General features: G+C 68.7%; 23 protein-coding genes and 1 riboswitch. Of the genes, 11 read left to right on the top strand and 12 right to left on the bottom strand.

Translation table 11 applies throughout. The features are described 5' to 3' along the window. Positions 1 to 34 precede the first annotated feature (34 nt). Together VGE03_RS08600 and VGE03_RS08595 are read right to left on the bottom strand one after the other, a co-directional pair. Positions 35 to 265, bottom strand: coding sequence for a hypothetical protein (locus tag VGE03_RS08600; RefSeq protein ID WP_331046068.1), 231 nt, complete (start codon positions 263 to 265; stop codon positions 35 to 37). A 131-nt stretch (positions 266 to 396) separates the two neighbouring features. Next, positions 397 to 1,176 (bottom strand): DUF2461 domain-containing protein, encoded by a 780-nt coding sequence (locus VGE03_RS08595; RefSeq protein ID WP_331046067.1) that lies wholly within the window; start codon positions 1,174 to 1,176, stop codon positions 397 to 399. 81 nt (positions 1,177 to 1,257) lie between these two features. On the opposite strand from VGE03_RS08595, the gene VGE03_RS08590 reads away from it, so the two are divergent. Next, positions 1,258 to 1,926 (top strand): DsbA family oxidoreductase, encoded by a 669-nt coding sequence (locus VGE03_RS08590; protein WP_331046066.1) that lies wholly within the window; start codon positions 1,258 to 1,260, stop codon positions 1,924 to 1,926. 6 nt (positions 1,927 to 1,932) lie between these two features. Here the strand turns inward: VGE03_RS08590 and VGE03_RS08585 are convergent, their stop codons facing one another. Together VGE03_RS08585 and VGE03_RS08580 are read right to left on the bottom strand one after the other, a co-directional pair. Continuing rightward, positions 1,933 to 2,601 (bottom strand): hypothetical protein, encoded by a 669-nt coding sequence (locus VGE03_RS08585; RefSeq protein WP_331046065.1) that lies wholly within the window; start codon positions 2,599 to 2,601, stop codon positions 1,933 to 1,935. A 183-nt stretch (positions 2,602 to 2,784) separates the two neighbouring features. Continuing rightward, complete coding sequence (locus VGE03_RS08580; protein WP_331046064.1) at positions 2,785 to 3,018, bottom strand: hypothetical protein; 234 nt, start codon at positions 3,016 to 3,018, stop codon at positions 2,785 to 2,787. 335 nt (positions 3,019 to 3,353) lie between these two features. On the opposite strand from VGE03_RS08580, the gene VGE03_RS08575 reads away from it, so the two are divergent. Then, complete coding sequence (locus VGE03_RS08575; protein ID WP_331046063.1) at positions 3,354 to 3,551, top strand: hypothetical protein; 198 nt, start codon at positions 3,354 to 3,356, stop codon at positions 3,549 to 3,551. Here VGE03_RS08575 and VGE03_RS08570 read toward each other — a convergent pair whose 3' ends face one another. The 3 genes from VGE03_RS08570 to VGE03_RS08560 form a co-directional block, all read right to left on the bottom strand. After that, the gene (locus VGE03_RS08570) at positions 3,552 to 3,749 is read right to left on the bottom strand and encodes a hypothetical protein (RefSeq protein ID WP_331046062.1); all 198 of its coding nucleotides are present in this window, start codon (positions 3,747 to 3,749) and stop codon (positions 3,552 to 3,554) included. After that, positions 3,746 to 4,255 (bottom strand): zeta toxin family protein, encoded by a 510-nt coding sequence (locus tag VGE03_RS08565; protein ID WP_331046061.1) that lies wholly within the window; start codon positions 4,253 to 4,255, stop codon positions 3,746 to 3,748. Before VGE03_RS08565 ends, VGE03_RS08570 begins: the two co-directional genes overlap by 4 nt. Positions 4,256 to 4,337: 82 nt before the next feature. Next, positions 4,338 to 5,753 carry a hypothetical protein gene (locus VGE03_RS08560; protein ID WP_331046060.1) on the bottom strand — a complete coding sequence of 472 codons (1,416 nt, stop codon included), beginning with the start codon at positions 5,751 to 5,753 and terminating at the stop codon, positions 4,338 to 4,340. A gap of 315 nt (positions 5,754 to 6,068) precedes the next feature. Between VGE03_RS08560 and VGE03_RS08555 the strand changes: the two genes are divergently transcribed. After that, positions 6,069 to 6,914: a DUF1206 domain-containing protein gene (locus tag VGE03_RS08555; protein ID WP_331046198.1), complete on the top strand. Its 846-nt coding sequence runs from the start codon at positions 6,069 to 6,071 to the stop codon at positions 6,912 to 6,914. Positions 6,915 to 6,951: 37 nt separating this feature from the next. Here VGE03_RS08555 and thiC read toward each other — a convergent pair whose 3' ends face one another. The 4 genes from thiC to VGE03_RS08535 form a co-directional block, all read right to left on the bottom strand. Beyond that, the gene (thiC, locus tag VGE03_RS08550; RefSeq protein WP_331046059.1) at positions 6,952 to 8,961 is read right to left on the bottom strand and encodes a phosphomethylpyrimidine synthase ThiC; all 2,010 of its coding nucleotides are present in this window, start codon (positions 8,959 to 8,961) and stop codon (positions 6,952 to 6,954) included. A gap of 65 nt (positions 8,962 to 9,026) precedes the next feature. Then, positions 9,027 to 9,135: riboswitch (TPP riboswitch) on the bottom strand. Between the two features lie 36 nt (positions 9,136 to 9,171). Beyond that, positions 9,172 to 9,708, bottom strand: a complete 537-nt coding sequence (locus tag VGE03_RS08545; protein WP_331046058.1) for a phage tail protein — start codon at positions 9,706 to 9,708, stop codon at positions 9,172 to 9,174. Positions 9,709 to 9,751: 43 nt separating this feature from the next. After that, complete coding sequence (locus VGE03_RS08540) at positions 9,752 to 10,297, bottom strand: phage tail protein (RefSeq protein ID WP_331046057.1); 546 nt, start codon at positions 10,295 to 10,297, stop codon at positions 9,752 to 9,754. 31 nt (positions 10,298 to 10,328) lie between these two features. Continuing rightward, positions 10,329 to 10,877 (bottom strand): phage tail protein, encoded by a 549-nt coding sequence (locus VGE03_RS08535; RefSeq protein ID WP_331046056.1) that lies wholly within the window; start codon positions 10,875 to 10,877, stop codon positions 10,329 to 10,331. Between the two features lie 201 nt (positions 10,878 to 11,078). Here VGE03_RS08535 and VGE03_RS08530 point away from each other — a divergent pair, with 201 nt between their 5' ends. Continuing rightward, on the top strand, positions 11,079 to 11,522 hold the full coding sequence (locus VGE03_RS08530) for a GNAT family N-acetyltransferase (protein ID WP_331046055.1): 444 nt from the start codon (positions 11,079 to 11,081) through the stop codon (positions 11,520 to 11,522). A gap of 69 nt (positions 11,523 to 11,591) precedes the next feature. After that, positions 11,592 to 12,482: a hypothetical protein gene (locus VGE03_RS08525; protein ID WP_331046054.1), complete on the top strand. Its 891-nt coding sequence runs from the start codon at positions 11,592 to 11,594 to the stop codon at positions 12,480 to 12,482. A gap of 2 nt (positions 12,483 to 12,484) precedes the next feature. Here VGE03_RS08525 and VGE03_RS08520 read toward each other — a convergent pair whose 3' ends face one another. Next, the gene (locus VGE03_RS08520) at positions 12,485 to 13,096 is read right to left on the bottom strand and encodes a TetR/AcrR family transcriptional regulator (RefSeq protein ID WP_331046053.1); all 612 of its coding nucleotides are present in this window, start codon (positions 13,094 to 13,096) and stop codon (positions 12,485 to 12,487) included. A gap of 389 nt (positions 13,097 to 13,485) precedes the next feature. Here VGE03_RS08520 and VGE03_RS08515 point away from each other — a divergent pair, with 389 nt between their 5' ends. From VGE03_RS08515 to VGE03_RS08490, 6 genes are all read left to right on the top strand, one after another. After that, a complete protein-coding gene (locus VGE03_RS08515) occupies positions 13,486 to 14,484 on the top strand; it encodes a D-cysteine desulfhydrase (RefSeq protein ID WP_331046052.1) in 999 nt (332 codons plus the stop codon). After that, positions 14,475 to 14,693, top strand: coding sequence for a DUF4287 domain-containing protein (locus tag VGE03_RS08510; protein ID WP_414644919.1), 219 nt, complete (start codon positions 14,475 to 14,477; stop codon positions 14,691 to 14,693). Before VGE03_RS08515 ends, VGE03_RS08510 begins: the two co-directional genes overlap by 10 nt. Next, positions 14,690 to 14,977 (top strand): energy transducer TonB, encoded by a 288-nt coding sequence (locus tag VGE03_RS08505; RefSeq protein ID WP_331046050.1) that lies wholly within the window; start codon positions 14,690 to 14,692, stop codon positions 14,975 to 14,977. The genes VGE03_RS08510 and VGE03_RS08505 overlap by 4 nt, the downstream gene beginning before the upstream one ends. A gap of 10 nt (positions 14,978 to 14,987) precedes the next feature. Then, the gene (locus VGE03_RS08500) at positions 14,988 to 15,656 is read left to right on the top strand and encodes an aspartate/glutamate racemase family protein (RefSeq protein ID WP_331046049.1); all 669 of its coding nucleotides are present in this window, start codon (positions 14,988 to 14,990) and stop codon (positions 15,654 to 15,656) included. A 4-nt stretch (positions 15,657 to 15,660) separates the two neighbouring features. After that, on the top strand, positions 15,661 to 16,173 hold the full coding sequence (locus VGE03_RS08495; RefSeq protein ID WP_331046048.1) for a hypothetical protein: 513 nt from the start codon (positions 15,661 to 15,663) through the stop codon (positions 16,171 to 16,173). 80 nt (positions 16,174 to 16,253) lie between these two features. Continuing rightward, complete coding sequence (locus tag VGE03_RS08490) at positions 16,254 to 16,823, top strand: hypothetical protein (protein WP_331046047.1); 570 nt, start codon at positions 16,254 to 16,256, stop codon at positions 16,821 to 16,823. Positions 16,824 to 16,984: the final 161 nt, after the last annotated feature.

Here is a 16,984-nt window from a genome sequence, read left to right as displayed (position 1 = left end):
CACGGCCGTGCGTCAGAAACGGTCGTAGGCGGGGTCAGTCCCGCGAGAAGACGTGCAGGGCCTCGCCGCCGCGGTGCAGCTCGACGTGGCTGTAGTCGCGGGTCAGCAGCAGGCGGACGCGGGCCAGCTCGCGGGCTTCGGTCTCGTCGACGGCGTCGAGGGCTTCGGTGGTCGGATCGATCCCCGACATATAGTGCAGGCGCAGGGTATAGGCTGACAGGGCTGTCTCCCGTTGAACGGAGCGGGAGTGTTCGAACGACCCCATTTTTCAGGCGGGGCGGGCCAATATCTCTCAGCCGCGACGCGCTCGAAGATCGGCAGGGCTCGCGGTATCGATACTGTGCGCCCTAACGATGCGGAAAGCCAGTAAAATCAGTTATGTCCGCTAACCGACAATCAGTCGCGGTCGAGGGCGGACCAGCCGAAATCCAGCAGGGGCCTGGCCGACGCCGCGAAGCTCGCCAGCGTGGCCGGAAGGTCGGCGGAGGCGATTTCGGCGCCCGTCAGCGGCCGTGAGACCAGCCAGCGAGTGCGCTTGAGCGCGGCCTCGAGCGGGCCGCCGGCGTGGTCCTCGAACCCCTTGGGCATGCGCTTGACCGGGGCGCCCGGATCGAGCGCCAGCCCGGCCTTGGACAGGGCGGACTCGACCCCGTCCCAGCGGGCCGGATCGGCGACGATGGCGCGGCGCACGGCGTCGATGTCGGGCCGTTCGTCCAGATAGAAGCCGCAGGCCACGAAGGGCCCCTTGCCGAAGGGGCCGTCGTCTCCGCCCGCCGCCTCGGACGGATGGGTGGACGGGTCCAGAGGGTCGATGCTGTCCGGATCGAAGCCGGGGCGGCTGCCGCCCTCGGGCTCGATGTGGATGTACATCATGCCCGGGCTCATCTTGCGGCCGTCGCGGGTCAGGGTGGCCGAGACGTGGGTCTTGTACGGCCGCTTGTCCTTCGAGAACCGGGTGTCGCGATGGATGCGGAAGACGCTCTTCTTCGGGTCGCCGGACAGGGGGATGTCGCGGGCCGCGCAGGCGGTGGAGGCGTCGGCGATCAGGGCGGCCAGGGCGGGCTTGAGCCCGTCGTCATAGGCGGCGCGGTGGGCCGTGAACCAGTCACGGTCATTGGTCACGGCGAGACCGGTGAGGAAGGCCAGATCGGCGGAGGCGAAGCCGGAGAAGGTCATGGGCGCCACCCTAGCGCCGGGCGCCGTTGCGGGGGAAGCGCCGCTCCCCATATGCGCCTGAACCTGTTGCGGATGGCGAAGATGACCAAACCCCTGAAGATCGATTTCGTGTCGGACGTCGTTTGTCCGTGGTGCGTGGTGGGCCTGGGCGGGCTGGAGACCGCGCTGGACCGGCTGAAGGGCGAGGGCATCGAGGCGGAGATCGCCTTCCGCCCGTTCGAGCTGAACCCGCAGATGGCGCCCGAGGGCGAGAACATCGTCGAGCACATCGGCCGCAAGTACGGCTCGACGCCGGAGCAGTCGGCGCAGAACCGGGCCATGATCACCGAGCGGGCCAACTCGGTCGGCTTCGACATGCGGATGACGGCGGACAGCCGGATCTGGAACACCTTTGACGCCCACCGCCTGCTGCACTGGGCGGGCGAGACGGCGCCGGACAAACAGGGGGCGCTGAAGAAGGCCCTGTTCCGCATCCACTTCACCGAGGGCCGCAACCTGACCGACGCGGGCGAGCTGACCGCGGCCGCCCAGGCCGTGGGGCTGGATCGCGCCGAGGCCGCCGAGGTGCTGGCGTCGGACCGGTATGTGCAGGCGGTGCGCTCGGAAGAGGCCCTGTGGCAGTCGCGCGGCATCAACTCGGTGCCCGCCGTGGTGGTCGAGGGCAAATACCTGATCTCGGGCGGCCAGCCGCCGGAGGTGTTCGAACAGGCGCTGCGCAACATCGCGAAGGAAGAGGCGGCGGGGGCCTGAACCCCCTCACGGCGGCGCCGCGGGCGCCTTTCCGACCGGCAGGCCGGGCAGGGTGAAGGCGGCGCCCGGAGACGGTGGAAAAACACCGTCCAGATCGTCCAGATCGTCCAGATCGTCGGGCGGGGTCGGCAGGCCCCGGCCGGCGTCGAGACGACGGATCTCGGCCTCCATGACGCGGGTTTCCGCCAGCAGGGCGTCGGTGGCGGCGCGGACCTGGCGTCGCCCGGCCGCGAGGCGGCGCTCCTCCTCCTGCTCGACCAGCCGGGCCAGGCGCCGGTGCTCGTCCCCCAGCGCCTGATGCAGGCGGCGCCAGCGCAGGGCCGCCATGGCGTCGCCGTGCAGCACGGCCCGCATCATCCGCTGGAAGGCGACCACGGACAGTTCGCCCAGGCCGATCTGCTCCAGATCGCCGTCGACGCTCTCCTCCAGCGCCAGCCCCTCGTCGTCGCGGTCCAGCCCGCGCGGCCCGGCCCACGGCTGGTCGGCGCGTCGCCAGCCCTCGTCCGCCGCGCGCCCGCGCAGGGTGCTCAGGCCGACGCCGTACCGGCGACAACAGGCCGGCGCCGACCAGCCGGCCAGATAGTCGGCGCGGATCTCGTCCCAGACGGCCTCGGACAGCCGGGTCTGGCCCGCGTCGGCGGCGTCGGGGCGGGTGTCGGGGGATGCGTCGCTCATGAAAGCCTCCGGGTCTGAGGCATTATGGAACGGCGATACGTCAGAATTGGTCGTGTGGGGGGAGGGGGCAGGGAACAGGCAGCAGGCAGCAGGGAGTAGGGAGTAGGGAGTAGGGAGTAGCGGGGTGTCGGCGGCGGTGCAGGCCGGGCTAATTCCTACTCCCTACTCCCTACTCCCCATTCCCTACTCCCTCTCGATCTTCCCGATCCTCAACACCCCCACGCTGAGCTCATCGACGTGCAGGCGGCGGACGCGGGCGCGGCCGATTGTGAGCGCCCCGATGGCCAGGGCGCCGACGGCGAGGGCTCCGATGGCCAGCAGCCCCACGCCCAGCGCGCCGACGGATGCGGCCCCTGCGGCGGTCGCCCCGACGGCGGAAGCCTTGCGAGCGGCGGCGGGCAGGGGGCGCTGGGTCATGGCGCGGAGGATGCGCCGATAGGGGCGGGGTGCAAGGGGGGGGCTTCTCCCCTTGCGGGAGAAGACCATCCTCGCGGAGCGAGACGGATGAGGGGTATCCGCTCCGGCGGGAGGCGTTTTCATTACCATCGCGCCCGACCGTCAGGCGTTCGCGCCGACACCCCTCATCCGGCCCTCCGGGCCACCTTCTCCCTCAAGGGGAGAAGGAAGGCTCTTCTGCCCGATCCGATCCCGGAGGAGGGGCCGGTCGACCTGTACGCTCCCTATGACCGGACGCGGCGACTGACGTTCGGGCGCTGATCCTGGGCCTGATGGCCTTCCGGGGCGTCGGCAGGGTGAGGTGGGCCGGCGGCGCCTTCCCCGAGGCGGGGCCGATGACGGTGTGGAGCGTGCTGAAGAGCGTGCCCTGGGCCTTCTGCCTCGGCTACGGCGTGCTGATCGTGGTGCGGCGGCGGTGGGTGAACGGGACGCTGCTGGCGGCGGGGCTGGTTTACTACGGGTGGAGCGTGCTGGCGGTGAGGTTGGGGGAGTGATCAGGCGGCCTTGCCCTTGACGGGCTTGGGCTTGAGATCGTCCAGTTCGCCGGGAGCGCCGGTGATCAGGCGACCCTTCCAGCCGGGCGGCGGCAGGAATTTGCCGGACTTCTCCTCGCGCGTGCCGTTCCTGGCCATATCGGCCGCGCGGCGGCTGGCCTTGAGGATGGTCTCGTGATCGAAGATCGACTTGTTCATCGCGGTCCCCAGTCTAGCAGTTCGAGAATGTCGCCACCACTGGCGTAGACCTTCCAGTCGTCCACGAGTGGCTTGTAGGTGCTCTCGAGGTACTCGCCGCTGAGAATGAAGCGGCGGCGCAGGGTGTCTTCAGGAATGCCGTGACCACCCTCCGCCACACGATTTGCGACGCGGGCGATGGAGTGTTCCGCGCTGGGCAGGCGCAGATAGACCAGTTCGACCCGGTATCCCGCCGCCTTCCACTCGCGGATACGCACGGCGTGCGAACGGCTGGCCAGTGTCGTCTCCAGCACGAAGTCAGCCCGCGCGGCGACCAGCTCGTCCAGACGCTCCAGCACTCGACGCCCGGCCGCCAGATCGCGGGCTTCGCCTGCGGCGGTCAGGCCGCGCGCCACCTCGTCCGGATTGACGAACCGGAACGCCTCCGCGCGCTCGCGCGGGAAGTTGTTGAGGAAGGTGGTCGTCCCGGCCCCGTTAGACCCGGCGAGGAGGACGAGGGTGGTCATGCGGGAAGGTTGGCGCGGTGGACCGGCCGGCGCGAGCGGCGGAAAAGAGTGTGTGTCCTTGTTTCCCCGGTTCCCCGGTTGTCTAGAAAAGCCGTTTCGATATGTCGCTCACAGAGTTCAGGCCGCCTCGGTGATCACTACCAGTTTTGGGGATCGTGAAAGTATACCGATCGTCGCCTTGGTATGTGAGCTTAACATGTTTTCCGTCCTCCGAAATTGAGAAGCCCATTTCGGCAAGTCCGTCACGAATTTCCTTGTTTAAGGATCTGTAATCTCGAAGTAATGCCTTGAGATTTTCTCTGCGTTCGTGGGGAATATTTGAAGAGAGATTATTATCGACGACAGCTTTCAGAATGTGTTCTCGGCGACCGTTATCTTGAACTCTGCTAAGTGCATCAGCGGCGGCATCCCGAATGACGGAAGAAATTTCGTCAGGATAGTAGTCTTGCTCGGAGCCTACTTTTATTCTGACACCTGTCGAAGCGGAACGCTGTCTTGACGATCGGATTTCGCTCGACAGTCGATTGATCTCCGCTTCCGCAGCTTGGATTGCTGCGTCCTTAAGTGCGAGTTCAGCGTCAAAGGTAGCGACATAAACATCTACTTCGTTGGAGCCGGAAGCGCGCAGTGCTTGAATTGCTAAGCGGGACTGCAACTGCTGCGCCGCAGCCCACGAGCACCAAGTGAGCGGACGGCGGTTCAGGAGTGCTTGTCGAACCTCCTTGGAGATAGATTTTCGTCGATCAGAATTGGTCAGTGACCAATCGGGTCGGATCAGGCGTCGACCTGAACCATCAGGCCAGTAGATGCCTACGGCGGCACCGTACGCTGGCTCGACCTCTAGGCGGAGGCGGCTCGAAAAATACCTATCAGGCTCTACGATGACATGTGCCATCCCGCAGAGCTCTCGAGCGAGTGCATCGACATTCACCCAGTAGGAACCATCAACATTGGCGCTAACGTAAACGACTGGAAGGTAGCAGCCTGAGTCGCCGGAAATTAGGTTTGCGGCAAGTTCAACTTCGTCTGAGGTAAGTCGTCTGGCGGTGCGGCTGACCTGTATACCGCCATCCCATCCGCCTTCGAGAGAATCCAGGAGCGCGGCGACTACGATGGGTTTCTTGGCAGGTGGCAGGCGAGCTACCGGAGCAGCAGAATCCCGGTATGTCCGTATGCTGACCCAAGGCTCTCGGTGACCGGCATAGGAAACCTCGCTGATCCAATCGACGTTGTCTTCGGTCGCGGTGAGCCTGATCGAAACTGCAATGTCATCGGCGTTCGACGCGCCGGTAATTTCTATGAGCTGTTTCCCCGCTCTAACCGACTTTTCAGCACCCAAGCTAAGCAGGCTGAGACCCTGCGCCGTAAACGAAGTGTGAGGGGATGCGAGAACCCAGGATTTCACGGCGTCAATAAAAGCGTCAGGCGTGCTTTCCGGGCCAACGGGAAACTCAGTTGAGAAGGACAGCATTGCATACGCCCCAGTGAATTCACGCAACAGGTGCCAGCCGAATCAACGGTTTGCAACTTCAGCGTTTTGATGCGCGGAGCGGATCGGGGCCGCTCGGGCCCCTCATACCTTCATCTCCACCACAACGCCCCCCGGCGCGGAGCTTCAAGCTCATCTCCGCCATCCCGGCCTCCGGTCGTCCGGTTGGGCCTGATCCGCTTCCCCCGAACCATCCCCCGCCCCGGGAGTTTCCCCGCCCGGACCGGACGAGGGCGCGGGATGAGGGCGGGGTTTGCGGTGGGGGTGAGGGACGGGGTCGGGCGGTGGCTGTCGCGGTGGTGGCCGTCGAGGCGGCCCGGGTGGCTGCCCGCGTGGCTGCCGTCGGTCCTGCCGTCCTGGTCGGGCGCGGTCGAGGGGGCGGCGCGGGTCGGGTATGGGGCGCGGGGGTTTGTGTATCTGTCGGCCGGGGCGCTGACGCTGCTGGCGGCGGCGGACCGGTTCGATGAGGCGGCCGGGTCGTCGGGGGCGATCGGCTGGCTGGCCCGGCAGCCGTTCGGGCCGCTGTGGCTGGTGCTGCTGGGCGCCGGGCTATGGGCCTTCGTGCTGTGGCGCGCGCTGCAGGCGGTGTTCGATGCGGACCACGAGGGGACCGACCTGAAGGGCTGGGCCGCGCGGGCCGGGCAGGCGGTCAGCGGCCTGTTTTACGGCGTGCTGGCGGCCTCGGTGTTCGAATACCTGGACGAGTACGGCGGGGCGCAGGACGGCGCCGACGCGGCCGAGAACCAGGAGAAGGCGGCGATGCTGCTGGCCCTGCCGCTGGGCGACTGGCTGCTGATGGCCGTGGGGCTGGCGATCCTCGCGGTGGGGATCGGCAATATCGTGCGGGCCGCGCGCGACGACTTCGCCGGGGCGCTGGCCTGTTCGAAGGCGGTGTGCAGGCGGGTCACGCCGCTGGCGCGGGCGGGCTATGCCGCGCGGGGGTTCGCCTACCTGCCGCTGGGGGTGTTCGTGATCCTGGCGGGGTTGCGGGCGCGCGTGTCGACCGTGACCGACCTGGGCGGGGCGCTGGATGCGCTGGAGCGCCAGCCGGGCGGCGACTGGGTGCTGGGGATCACCGGGATCGGCCTGATGGCCTTCGGCGCCTTCGCCTTCGTCGAGGCCCGCTGGCGCCGCATCCGCCCGCCCCGCGACCTGAACCCGCTGGACTGAGCCGGTTCAGGCGCGAGGGGGAGGGGGGAGCGGAGGTCTAGACCTTGACCTCGATGGCTCCGCCGCCGGCGCGGAATTTCGCCGACATCTCGGCCATGCCGGCCTCGGCCTCGGTGAGGGAAGCGCCCGCGTCGTTCTGGCCGCGCGCGGCGTCCCGGATGTCCTGGCTGATCTTCATCGAGCAGAATTTCGGGCCGCACATCGAGCAGAAGTGGGCCGTCTTGTGGGCCTCCTTCGGCAGGGTCTCGTCGTGGTATTTGCGGGCCGTCTCGGGGTCGAGGCCGAGGTTGAACTGGTCTTCCCAGCGGAACTCGAAACGGGCGCGTGACAGGGCGTCGTCGTGGAGGCGGGCGGCCGGGTGGCCCTTGGCCAGGTCGGCGGCGTGGGCGGCGATCTTGTAGGTGATGACGCCGTCCTTGACGTCCTGACGGTCGGGCAGGCCGAGGTGCTCCTTGGGCGTGACGTAGCAGAGCATGGCCGTGCCGAACCAGCCGATCATGGCCGCGCCGATGGCCGAGGTGATGTGGTCGTAGCCGGGGGCGATGTCGGTGGTCAGCGGCCCGAGGGTGTAGAAGGGCGCCTCGTGGCAGTGCTTCAGCTGCTCATCCATGTTGGCCTTGATCTTGTGCATCGGCACGTGGCCGGGGCCCTCGATCATCACCTGACAGCCCTTGGCCCAGGCGATCTTGGTCAGCTCGCCGAGGGTGCGCAGCTCGGCGAACTGGGCCTCGTCATTGGCGTCGGCGATGGAGCCGGGGCGCAGGCCGTCGCCGAGGCTGAACGACACGTCATAGGCCCGCATGATGTCGCAGATCTCTTCGAAATGCTCGTAGAGGAAGCTCTCCTTGTGGTGGGCCAGGCACCACTTGGCCATGATCGAGCCGCCGCGCGAGACGATGCCGGTGACGCGCTTGGCGGTCATCGGAATGAAGGGCAGGCGCACGCCGGCGTGGATGGTGAAGTAGTCGACGCCCTGCTCGCACTGCTCGATCAGGGTGTCGCGATAGACCTCCCAGGTCAGGTCCTCGGCGACGCCGTTCACCTTCTCCAGCGCCTGGTAGATCGGCACGGTGCCGATCGGCACGGAGCTGTTGCGGATGATCCAGTCGCGGATGTTGTGGATGTTGCGGCCGGTCGACAGGTCCATGACGTTGTCCGCGCCCCAGCGGGTGGCCCAGACCAGTTTGTCGACCTCGTCGTCCACCGACGACAGGACCGCCGAGTTGCCGATGTTGGCGTTGATCTTCACCAGGAAGTTGCGGCCGATGATCATCGGCTCGACCTCGGGGTGGTTGATGTTGTGCGGGATGATGGCCCGGCCGCGGGCGATCTCCTGACGGACGAACTCGGGCGTCACGAAGTCGGGGATCGAGGCGCCGAAGTCCTCGCCGTCGCGCTCGGGGGTGTGGGGTGTGGGGTGTGGGGTGTGGGGGAGGCGGACCGTCGAGCCGTCGGCGAGGGTGACGTGCTGCTCACCCCCGACACCCGACACCCCATCCCCCACACCCGGCGCAGCCCGCCGCATGTTCTCGCGGATGGCGACGTATTCCATCTCGGGCGTGATGATGCCGGCCCTGGCGTATTCGTACTGGGTGACCGGGCGGCCCTCGACGCCCTTGAAGACCTGATGGTTCGAGACGTCGAAGCGCGGGGCCAGGTGCTTGCCGCTGGCGTGGCCGTTGTCCTCGGGCTTGACCTCGCGGGGGTTGGCGACGGGGGCGATGTCGCCGCGATCCAGCTGCCAGCTGGATTTGACCTTCGGCAGGCCGCGCTTGATGTCGATGGTGACCGAGGGGTCGGTGTAGGGGCCGGAGGAGTCGTACATCGTCACCGGCGGCTCATTGGCGCTGGGGTGGACGGCGACCTCGCGGAAGGGGACGCGGATATCCGGGAACAGCTCGCCCGCCACATAGACCTTCACGCCGCCGGCGCGCGGGCCGGTGGGGATGCGGCCGGTTTCGGCCTCGACGGCCTTGCGGGCGTCGGCGAGGGGGAGCTCGATGTTCGGCTCTTCCGGCAGGGCGGGGGGCGTAACCTGGATGTTCATTTGGCGGCCTCAAAGCGTTTGAGGTCCGCCGACGTCGGGCGTGCGGGTCCTGTGGCGTGAGGCCGTGACCCGAAGCGTACTCATCCCTTCGCCGGCATGACCCGGATCAGGTTCGACGGGTCAGAGGACTACCTCAATCTCAGCGGCTCGAATGCCGCCCCCCGGAGAACGGAAGCAGCCATACGCCTCCGGGGGGACGGGTTCAACGCATCAGTTACGCGACGGGAAGACCCCTTGGAGGCAGATGCAGTAGTTCAGCGCCATATAGGGCTGGAGCACGGGGAAGGGCTGGGAGGCGCCGGCGAAGTCGATGGACTCGGGCGCCAGACCGATCCGTTCGGCGGCCGGACCGTAGATGTTGATCGGATTGCCGCTGGAGTCCGACGCCTTGGCCAGGACCCTGTCGGCGGTCGGCGTGTCGCTGTCGGCGGACGCCTTGGTCGCAGCGAGCACATGCCGGTGGCGGGGCAGGTTCTCGTCGCGGATGGTCCGTTGCTCGGCGCCGCCCTGCTGGCCGACGGCATAGGGCTCCATGACGCCGGGCGATTGGCCCATGCCGACGACGGTGCGGCCGCCGAGGTTCGGGATGTTGAAGTACCGCACGCCGTCGCCGCCGTAGGTGGTTCCGATCAGGCTGTACAATGCGGTTTGCTGCACGACCGAGAGCTGCTGGCCGTTGCAGAGAAGCCAGCCGCGCGGCGCGAACGGGAAGGCGAAAGACTGAACTGTGCCGACATAGGCGTCCATGCCGCCCCTTTCCTGAATGTGGGTGGCCGGACGCCCGGGCGGGTCAGTTCTGGCTGGGCCAGAGTCCGCTGACGGCGATGCAGTAGTTGTTGACCAGATAGGGCTGCATCATCTCCACCGGGAGACTGCCGCCCGCCGGGGTGACGCCGCCCATGGGCTGGCTCGCGCCGCCGGCGGGGGCGTAGATGTTGACCGTCACATCATCGCCCGAGGTCGGGTCATGACCGGTGGCCCCGGCCAGGAAGTCGGCCGATCCCGGCGCCGGAACCGTCCCCGCACCGCTCGCGGCGAGCAGCGGGTGGCTGTGGGCGGGCAGGTTCTGCTGGGTCAGCGTCATGGATTCATAGCCGCCCGTCTCGCCGATCACCCAGGTGGTCCCGAGCGCGCTGCCCTGTCCCAGCAGGGTGCGGCCGCGGATGTCTGGGATGGCGAAGGTGTTGATCCCGTCGCCGCCGTAGGTGGTGCCGATGAGGGCGAAGAGCGCCTCGTACTGGCTGACAGACAGAAGCGCGCCGTTGCAGATCATCCATTCGCGCGGGGCGAAGGGGAAGCCGAAGGGCTGGATGACGCCGATGAAGACCTCACTCATGAGGGGTTCTCCCTGAAAAGGATGACTGGGGTCAGTTGCGCGACGGGAAGATGCCGGAGGTGGCGATGCAGTAGTTCACCACGAGGAACGGCTGCATGTTGCTGAACGGCTGGGAGCCGCCCGCCACGCCGACGGCGTTGGGCGCCAGGGCGACGCCGGCCGGGCCGGGGCTGTAGATGTTGACGTTGACGGCGTCGCCGCTGGTCGGGTCCGATCCGTTGGCGGCGCCCAGCACGACGCCCGTACCCGGCTGGCCGGTCGTCGCCGCGGCGGTCGAGCCGGTCAGGCCGTGGGTGTGCATCGGCATCTGGCTGGAGAGCAGAGTGGTGGTCTCCGTCCCCGCCGCTTCGCCCATGACGTAGGTGCTTCCCGTGGTGCTGGGGCCCTGGCCCAGGATGGTGCGGCCGTTCAGGTTCGGCAGGGCGAAGGTGGTCTGGCCGTTGCCGCCGTAGGTCGTGCCCAGCAGGGAGAACAGCGCCGTGTTCGTCTGGATGGCCAGGATCTGGCCGCTACAGAACATCCACCCCCGCGGCGCGAACTGGAATGCGAACGGCTGGATCGTACCCAGATAGACTTCCATTGGTCCCTCCCTTCCGGCGGGCCCGTGAGCGCCGCCGACCCCTCCCGCGCTCCGATAGCGTCAGGTTGTGTTGCGGACATCAATGCACGAAAATCGGGATTGGCAACTCGCATAACGATATTTTTTCACCACGCCGCGCGTTCAGGTTGCCTGCGACGGTTGGTCTCTTGCCGGTCGGACGGGGCGGGGCGAGGCTGGGGCATGGATATCGCCCGCCCCTATGTCGCCGCTGACCGCCAGGCCTGCCTGGCCCTGTTCGACAGCAATGCGCCGCGCTTCTTCGATCCGTCGGAACGGGCCGGGTTCGAGCAGTTCCTGGACGAGATGCGCTGGCCCTATCAGGTCATCGAGCGAGACGGTCGGGTGGTGGCCTGCGGCGGTCATGCGGTGGAGCCGGACGGGCGGACGGTCTCCCTGTGCTGGGGCATGGTGGAGCAGGCGCTGCACGGGCAGGGGCTGGGGCGGATGCTGACCGAGGCGCGGCTGGCGGCGGCGCGGGCCGAGCCGGGCGCGGTCGAGGTGCGGCTGGACACGGGGCGGCATACGACCGGCTTCTATGAACGGTTCGGCTTCGTCATCGAGCGGGTGGTGGAGGACGGCTACGCTCCCGGCAGCGACCGGCACGACATGCGGCTGGGGCTGTAGGCGAGTTCCGGGAAGGCCGGTTGAACCGATCCGTTGCGGGCGGGCGCGAGGGCGTGCGAGGGTCGCCGCATGGGGATTTCAGGACGTGTGATCGCGGTCGTCGGGGCCGGGCTGATGCTGGCGGCGGGCGGCTGCTCGCGGGGCGAGGCGGAGAAGCCCGAAGCCGAAGCGAAGGCGGCGGAGAGCGCAGAGGCGACGGCTCCGGGACCGGCGCGGCTCGAGTCGGCGATACCCGGCATGGTCCTCGTCGCCCTGGCCGACCTGCCGCGCTCGCCCGAAACCGGCGCGGTGGACGAATACTGCGATGGCCATCGGGGAGACGCCGAGAGCGCGGCCGGGCGCGCGGTGGAAGGACGAGGCTGGATCGTGACGTCCGAGGCGCCCTTGGGGCGGTACCGGGTGGTCAGCTTCGTCAGCGGATTTGATCCGGCCACGAGTGGAATCTGCACCGCGCGCAACGGCAACATCGGCGTGTTCGACGGGGACAGGCCGGTGGCGCTGGCCTACGCCCCGTCGGGATCAGGGACGATCCCGGGACGGGTGGAGGCGATAGAGGGCGGCGCCCTGCTGGTCTGGGGCGGCGACTATCCGGGGCCGCCGCTCGGCGAGTTGCGTCTGGACGGAGACCGCCCGCGTCTGACGGGCCTCGCCGCGGCACAGACCTTCTGCGATCGGACCGCGACCGTGCCGAACGTCTACGGACTGTCCATCGAAGCCGCGCGGACGAAGCTGATCGCAGGCGGCTGGCGCCCGCTGGCTCCGGACGAGGCGCCGGACCCGTATGACCGGGCGGCCGAACTGGCCCGGAACGGCATGATCGAGGCGCAGCACTGCTCGGGCACCGGAATGGGGTACTGCGCCTTGCGGTATCGCGGTCCGGACGGTGTTCTGGAGGTGACAACGGCCGGTGACGAGCCGCCGCTGGTGCTGGTGTACGGGGTCACCTGCCAGAAGGGGTGAGCTCAGTCCGGGAAGGCGATCAGCAGGCGGTCGAGCGCGGCCTCGATGCGGGTCCAGCCGGCGTCATCCAGCGCCACGCCGCCGACGCCGGGGCGGGCGTCGGCCGAGAGGGCCAGATGCTGGACGGCGGCGAGGAGCACGGCGTTGAGCGCGGCCGGATCGCCCTCGGGCGGGACGCGCAGGCGGGGACGGCGCTCGCGCATCCAGCCCTGCAGCACGGCCGAGCGGTCATCCTCGATGCGGTTCAGCAGCGGCGAGCTCTCCACCAGGGCCCAGGCCATCAGGCGCAGGGTCAGCGGGCTGGCGCGCAGGGCGGCGACCCAGGCCGACAGGCTGAGGCGGGCGAAGGCGCGCAGGGATTCGGTCTCGACGGCGGGCGTGGCGTTCAGGCTGGCGACGAGGCCGGAATGGGCGCGGGCGGCGATGCGGGCGACGACGCCGTCGGCCCCCTCGAAATAGCGATAGACCAGCTTGCGGTCACAGCCCGCCTCGGCGGCCAGGGTCTGGACGTTCAGGCCCGGAAAGCCGTCGCGCAGCAGGATCCGTTCGCCCGCCTCGACGATGGCGGCTTCGGTGGCGCTGCGGTCGCGCAGTCTGATCGGCGATTCGCCCATGGGGGCAGTCTCGCGCGGGTGCTCGATTCGGGGCAAGCGGCGGGGGCGAGGGTGTGGGGTGTGGGGTGTGGGGTGTGGGGGAGCGCGCTTGTCGCGAGGGGGGCGAGGCCGCCAACACCCGACACCCCAAACCCCACGCCCTCCCCGGAGCGCAAGTTCGAAGACGACGGAGCCATATGTCAGACAAGGTGCGGCCCCGGTCTGCGTCGGGGGGCGTGGCAGAGACCGGGGCCGCTTGGAGGACTCTGTCGAGCGCGCATCGCCGCAAGGTCCGATGCGATAACAGCGATTGGAAAGATCGGTTCCGGACATAGCGAATCATTTTTCGTCTTCCGGTTCGCGGCTGTCATCGGGGCGGGGTAGGAAGGGGAAAATCAGGGAGCCCGTCCATGCATCTCGCCCGCTTTCCCCGTGTCCGACTGGCGCATCTGCCGACGCCGCTGGAGCCGCTGCCCCGGCTGAGCGAGGCGCTGGGCGTGGAGCTGTGGATCAAGCGCGACGACTGCACCGGGCTGGCCGGCGGGGGCAACAAGACCCGCAAGCTGGAATTCCTGCTGGGCGAAGCGATGGAGCAGGAGGCCGATACGCTGGTCACCCAGGGGGCGGTGCAGTCGAACCATGTGCGACAGACGGCGGCGGCGGCCGCGGCCCACGGGCTGAAGTGCGAGATCATCCTGGAGGAGCGGACCGGCTCGACCGCCGTCGACTATGTCGACAACGGCAATGTGCTGCTGGACCGGCTGTTCGGGGCGAGCCTGCGCCGCGTGCCGGGCGGGACGGACATGGTCGCCGAGCTGGAGAAGACGGCGGCGGATGTGCGGGCGCGGGGCGGCCGGCCCTATGTGATCCCGGGCGGCGGCTCGAACGCCGTGGGGGCGCTGGGCTATGTCGATTGCGCGCGCGAGATCGTGGTCGGGGCCGATGAGCTGGACCTGAAGATCGACCGGATCGTCACGGCCACGGGCAGCGCGGGGACCCATGCGGGTCTGGTGGCCGGGCTGGCGGTGATGGGGGCGGACATTCCGGTGCTGGGCATCGGGGTGCGGGCGCCCAAGGCCAAGCAGGAGGAGAACGTCCTGAAGCTGGCCCGCGAGACGGCGGCCCTGCTGGGACGGCCCGAGGCGGTCACGCCGGAGATGGTGGTGGCCGACTGTGACTATGTGGGCGAGGGCTACGGGCTGGTGGACGCCGGGGTGATCGAGGCCCTGACGCTGGCGGCGCGGACCGACGGGATCGTGCTGGACCCGGTCTATACCGGCAAGGGGATGAAGGGTCTGATCGCCCTGGCCAAGGCGGGACGTTTCGAGGGGGAGACGGTGGTCTTCCTGCACACCGGCGGGGCGCAGGGGCTGTTCGGCTATGAGAGCGAGATCGGGGGATCGCTGTGACTGAACCGGTGAAGGGCCCCGCGTCCTATTTTCCGTCGATCGAGAAGAAGTACGGCCTGCCGATCGCCGAGTGGAAGGCGCGGGTCAGGGCCGGCTATCCGGCGAAGCATATGGAACTGGTGACGCTGCTGAAGGACCAGCACGGCATGGGCCACGGCCACGCCAATGCGGTGGTCGCCCATACGCTGGCCGAGGACGGACTGAAATGAGGGCGCTCGGGATATCGGCGGGTCTGGCGCTGCTCGCCCTGACCGGCGGCTGCGCTACGACGGGCGGCCCCACGCCCAAGCGGGGGATTGTCGAGCTGAGCTGTGTGGTGAACGCGGACGGCAGCCTGTCGGCTTGCCGGATCGTGCGCGAGGAGCCGGCGGGCGCGGGCTTCGGCGAGGCGGCCCTGCAGGCGGCGGCGCGGGCGCGGGTCTCAGTCCGGACGGCGGAGCGGAGCGTGGGCGAGCGGGTGAGCTGGACGACGCGGTTCGAGGCGACGGATTGAGCGGCAGTCGATGAGCAAGATCCTCGGCATTCTCGGCGGCATGGGCCCTGTCGCGACGACGGCCTTCATGGCGCGGGTGCAGGCGCTGACGCCGGCGAGGCGGGATGAGGATCACATCCGGATGCTGGTGGACCTGAACCCGCACGTGCCGAACCGGCATACCCAGCCCGAGGCGGCGGGCGTGACGCTGGGCGAGATGGCCGTGCGTTTGCGGGATGCGGGGGCGCAGGTGCTGGCCATGCCGTGCAATACGGCCCACAGCCATGCGGCGGCGATCCGGGCGGCGGGGCTGCCGTTCATCGACATGATCGCGGCGACGGTGGAGGCGGTGTCGGCCACAGGCGCGACGCGGATCGGGGTGCTGGCCACGCCGGGTGGGGAGGCGCTGTACGCCGACGCCCTGACGACGGCGGGACTTCAGATCGTGCGGCTGGAAGGCGCGGACCGCGAGGCCTTCATGACGGCGGTGTTCGCCGTGAAGGGCGGCGACGACGGCGAGGGACCGCGCGGCGAGATGCGGCGGCTGGCGGCGACGCTGGTTGAGGCCGGCGCCGGGGCGGTGATCGCGGGGTGCACCGAGGTCCCGCTGCTGCTGCGGGCGGAGGAGGTCAGCGTGCCGCTGGTGGACTCGGCGGAGGTGCTGGCGGCAGAGTGCGTGAAGATGTGTCTGGGGGAGTGACGGCGTGAGTTTTCTGGTTCTTTTGGCTGCGGCGGCTCTGCAGGTTCCGGCCCCTGCGCCCGCGCCGCGGGTCATGCCTCGGCCCGCGCCGCGCCCGTATTGCCCGGTGCCCTATACCGGTGTCCGGACGCTGACCGTGCAGTTCGAACAGGGCTCTGCCGAGTTGCCGGAGGGCGCGAGAGCGCAACTGATCGAGCTGTTCACGCCCATTGCGGGCGAGCCGTTGGCCGAGGTGGAGGTGCAGCGCTACTTCCCCTACGGCGTGCGGGACACGACCGATCCGGCGGCTGTGTTGGGCATGGCGCGGTTCACGGTCATCGAGGAGACGGCGGTCAGTGCCGGGGTTTCGGGAGATCTGGTCGGCGCTGACCACCGAACAGCGCCTTGGCGCATCGGCGACAGTACGCGCGCGCCCTATCCGCCCGGACGGGTCGAGAGGATGGATGTGACGGTCAAGGTCAAGACGGCCTGCCATCCGCTGGTCGAGGTGGCGATGCGGCTGAACCCCTACGATTGAGGGCGCGCGGGCCGCGCAGCCGGTGGACACGGCTGAGCTCCACGCGGCAGAGTAGCAGCAGGTGTCGGGGGAGTGACGGTGTGAGTGAGGGTATCGGGGGCTATCTGCGGGCGGACGAGAAGCTGCTCTGGAAGGGGCGGCCGCAGCAGGGGATCCGGCTGGGCGGGCATGACGTGATCATGATCCCCTTCAGCCTGTTGTGGGGCGGAGGCGTGGTGGCGATCTTCACCGTGGGCGGGGGTGAGATCGTCGCCCAGGGCTTCCCGTTCGTCCTGTTCCCGCTGATCTTCGGCGTGGCGGCCGTCTACATCACCATCGGGCGGCTGATCCATGATGCGTGGATCCGGTCGAACATCGAGTACGCGCTGACGGACCGGCGGGTGGTGATCCTGAAGACCGGGATCGGCAGCGACCTGACGACGCTGGATATCGGGCGGATCGACCAGATCAATTTCAAGCCGCGCGGCGACCGGGGCGACATCGTCTTCGGGCCGACGCAGGGCCTGTTCAGCTTCGGCGCGCGCTCGTTCCGCAACAGCTTCGCGATGTGGACGCCGAGCCTGTCCGATACGCCGCAGTTCATCGGGGTGGAGAACGCCCGGCGGCTGTTCGACCAGATCGAGGGGCTGAGGGCGCAGGCCCGGCGGTAGGCGGTCGCGCCCGACGGCGCGTGGAGGTCCGCAAGCGGGAGAGGGCTTGCCGCCGCCCGCGACCCGGCCCAAACGGGACGGGTGAAGAGACAATCGCTGATTATCGATTGCGACCCCGGCGTGGATGACGCCGTGGCGCTGATGCTGGCCTTCGGGGCCGA

The sequence above is a fragment of the Brevundimonas sp. genome (assembly GCF_036400995.1).
GTDB lineage: Bacteria > Pseudomonadota > Alphaproteobacteria > Caulobacterales > Caulobacteraceae > Brevundimonas.
This window is presented reverse-complemented; position numbering and strand designations above follow the sequence as displayed.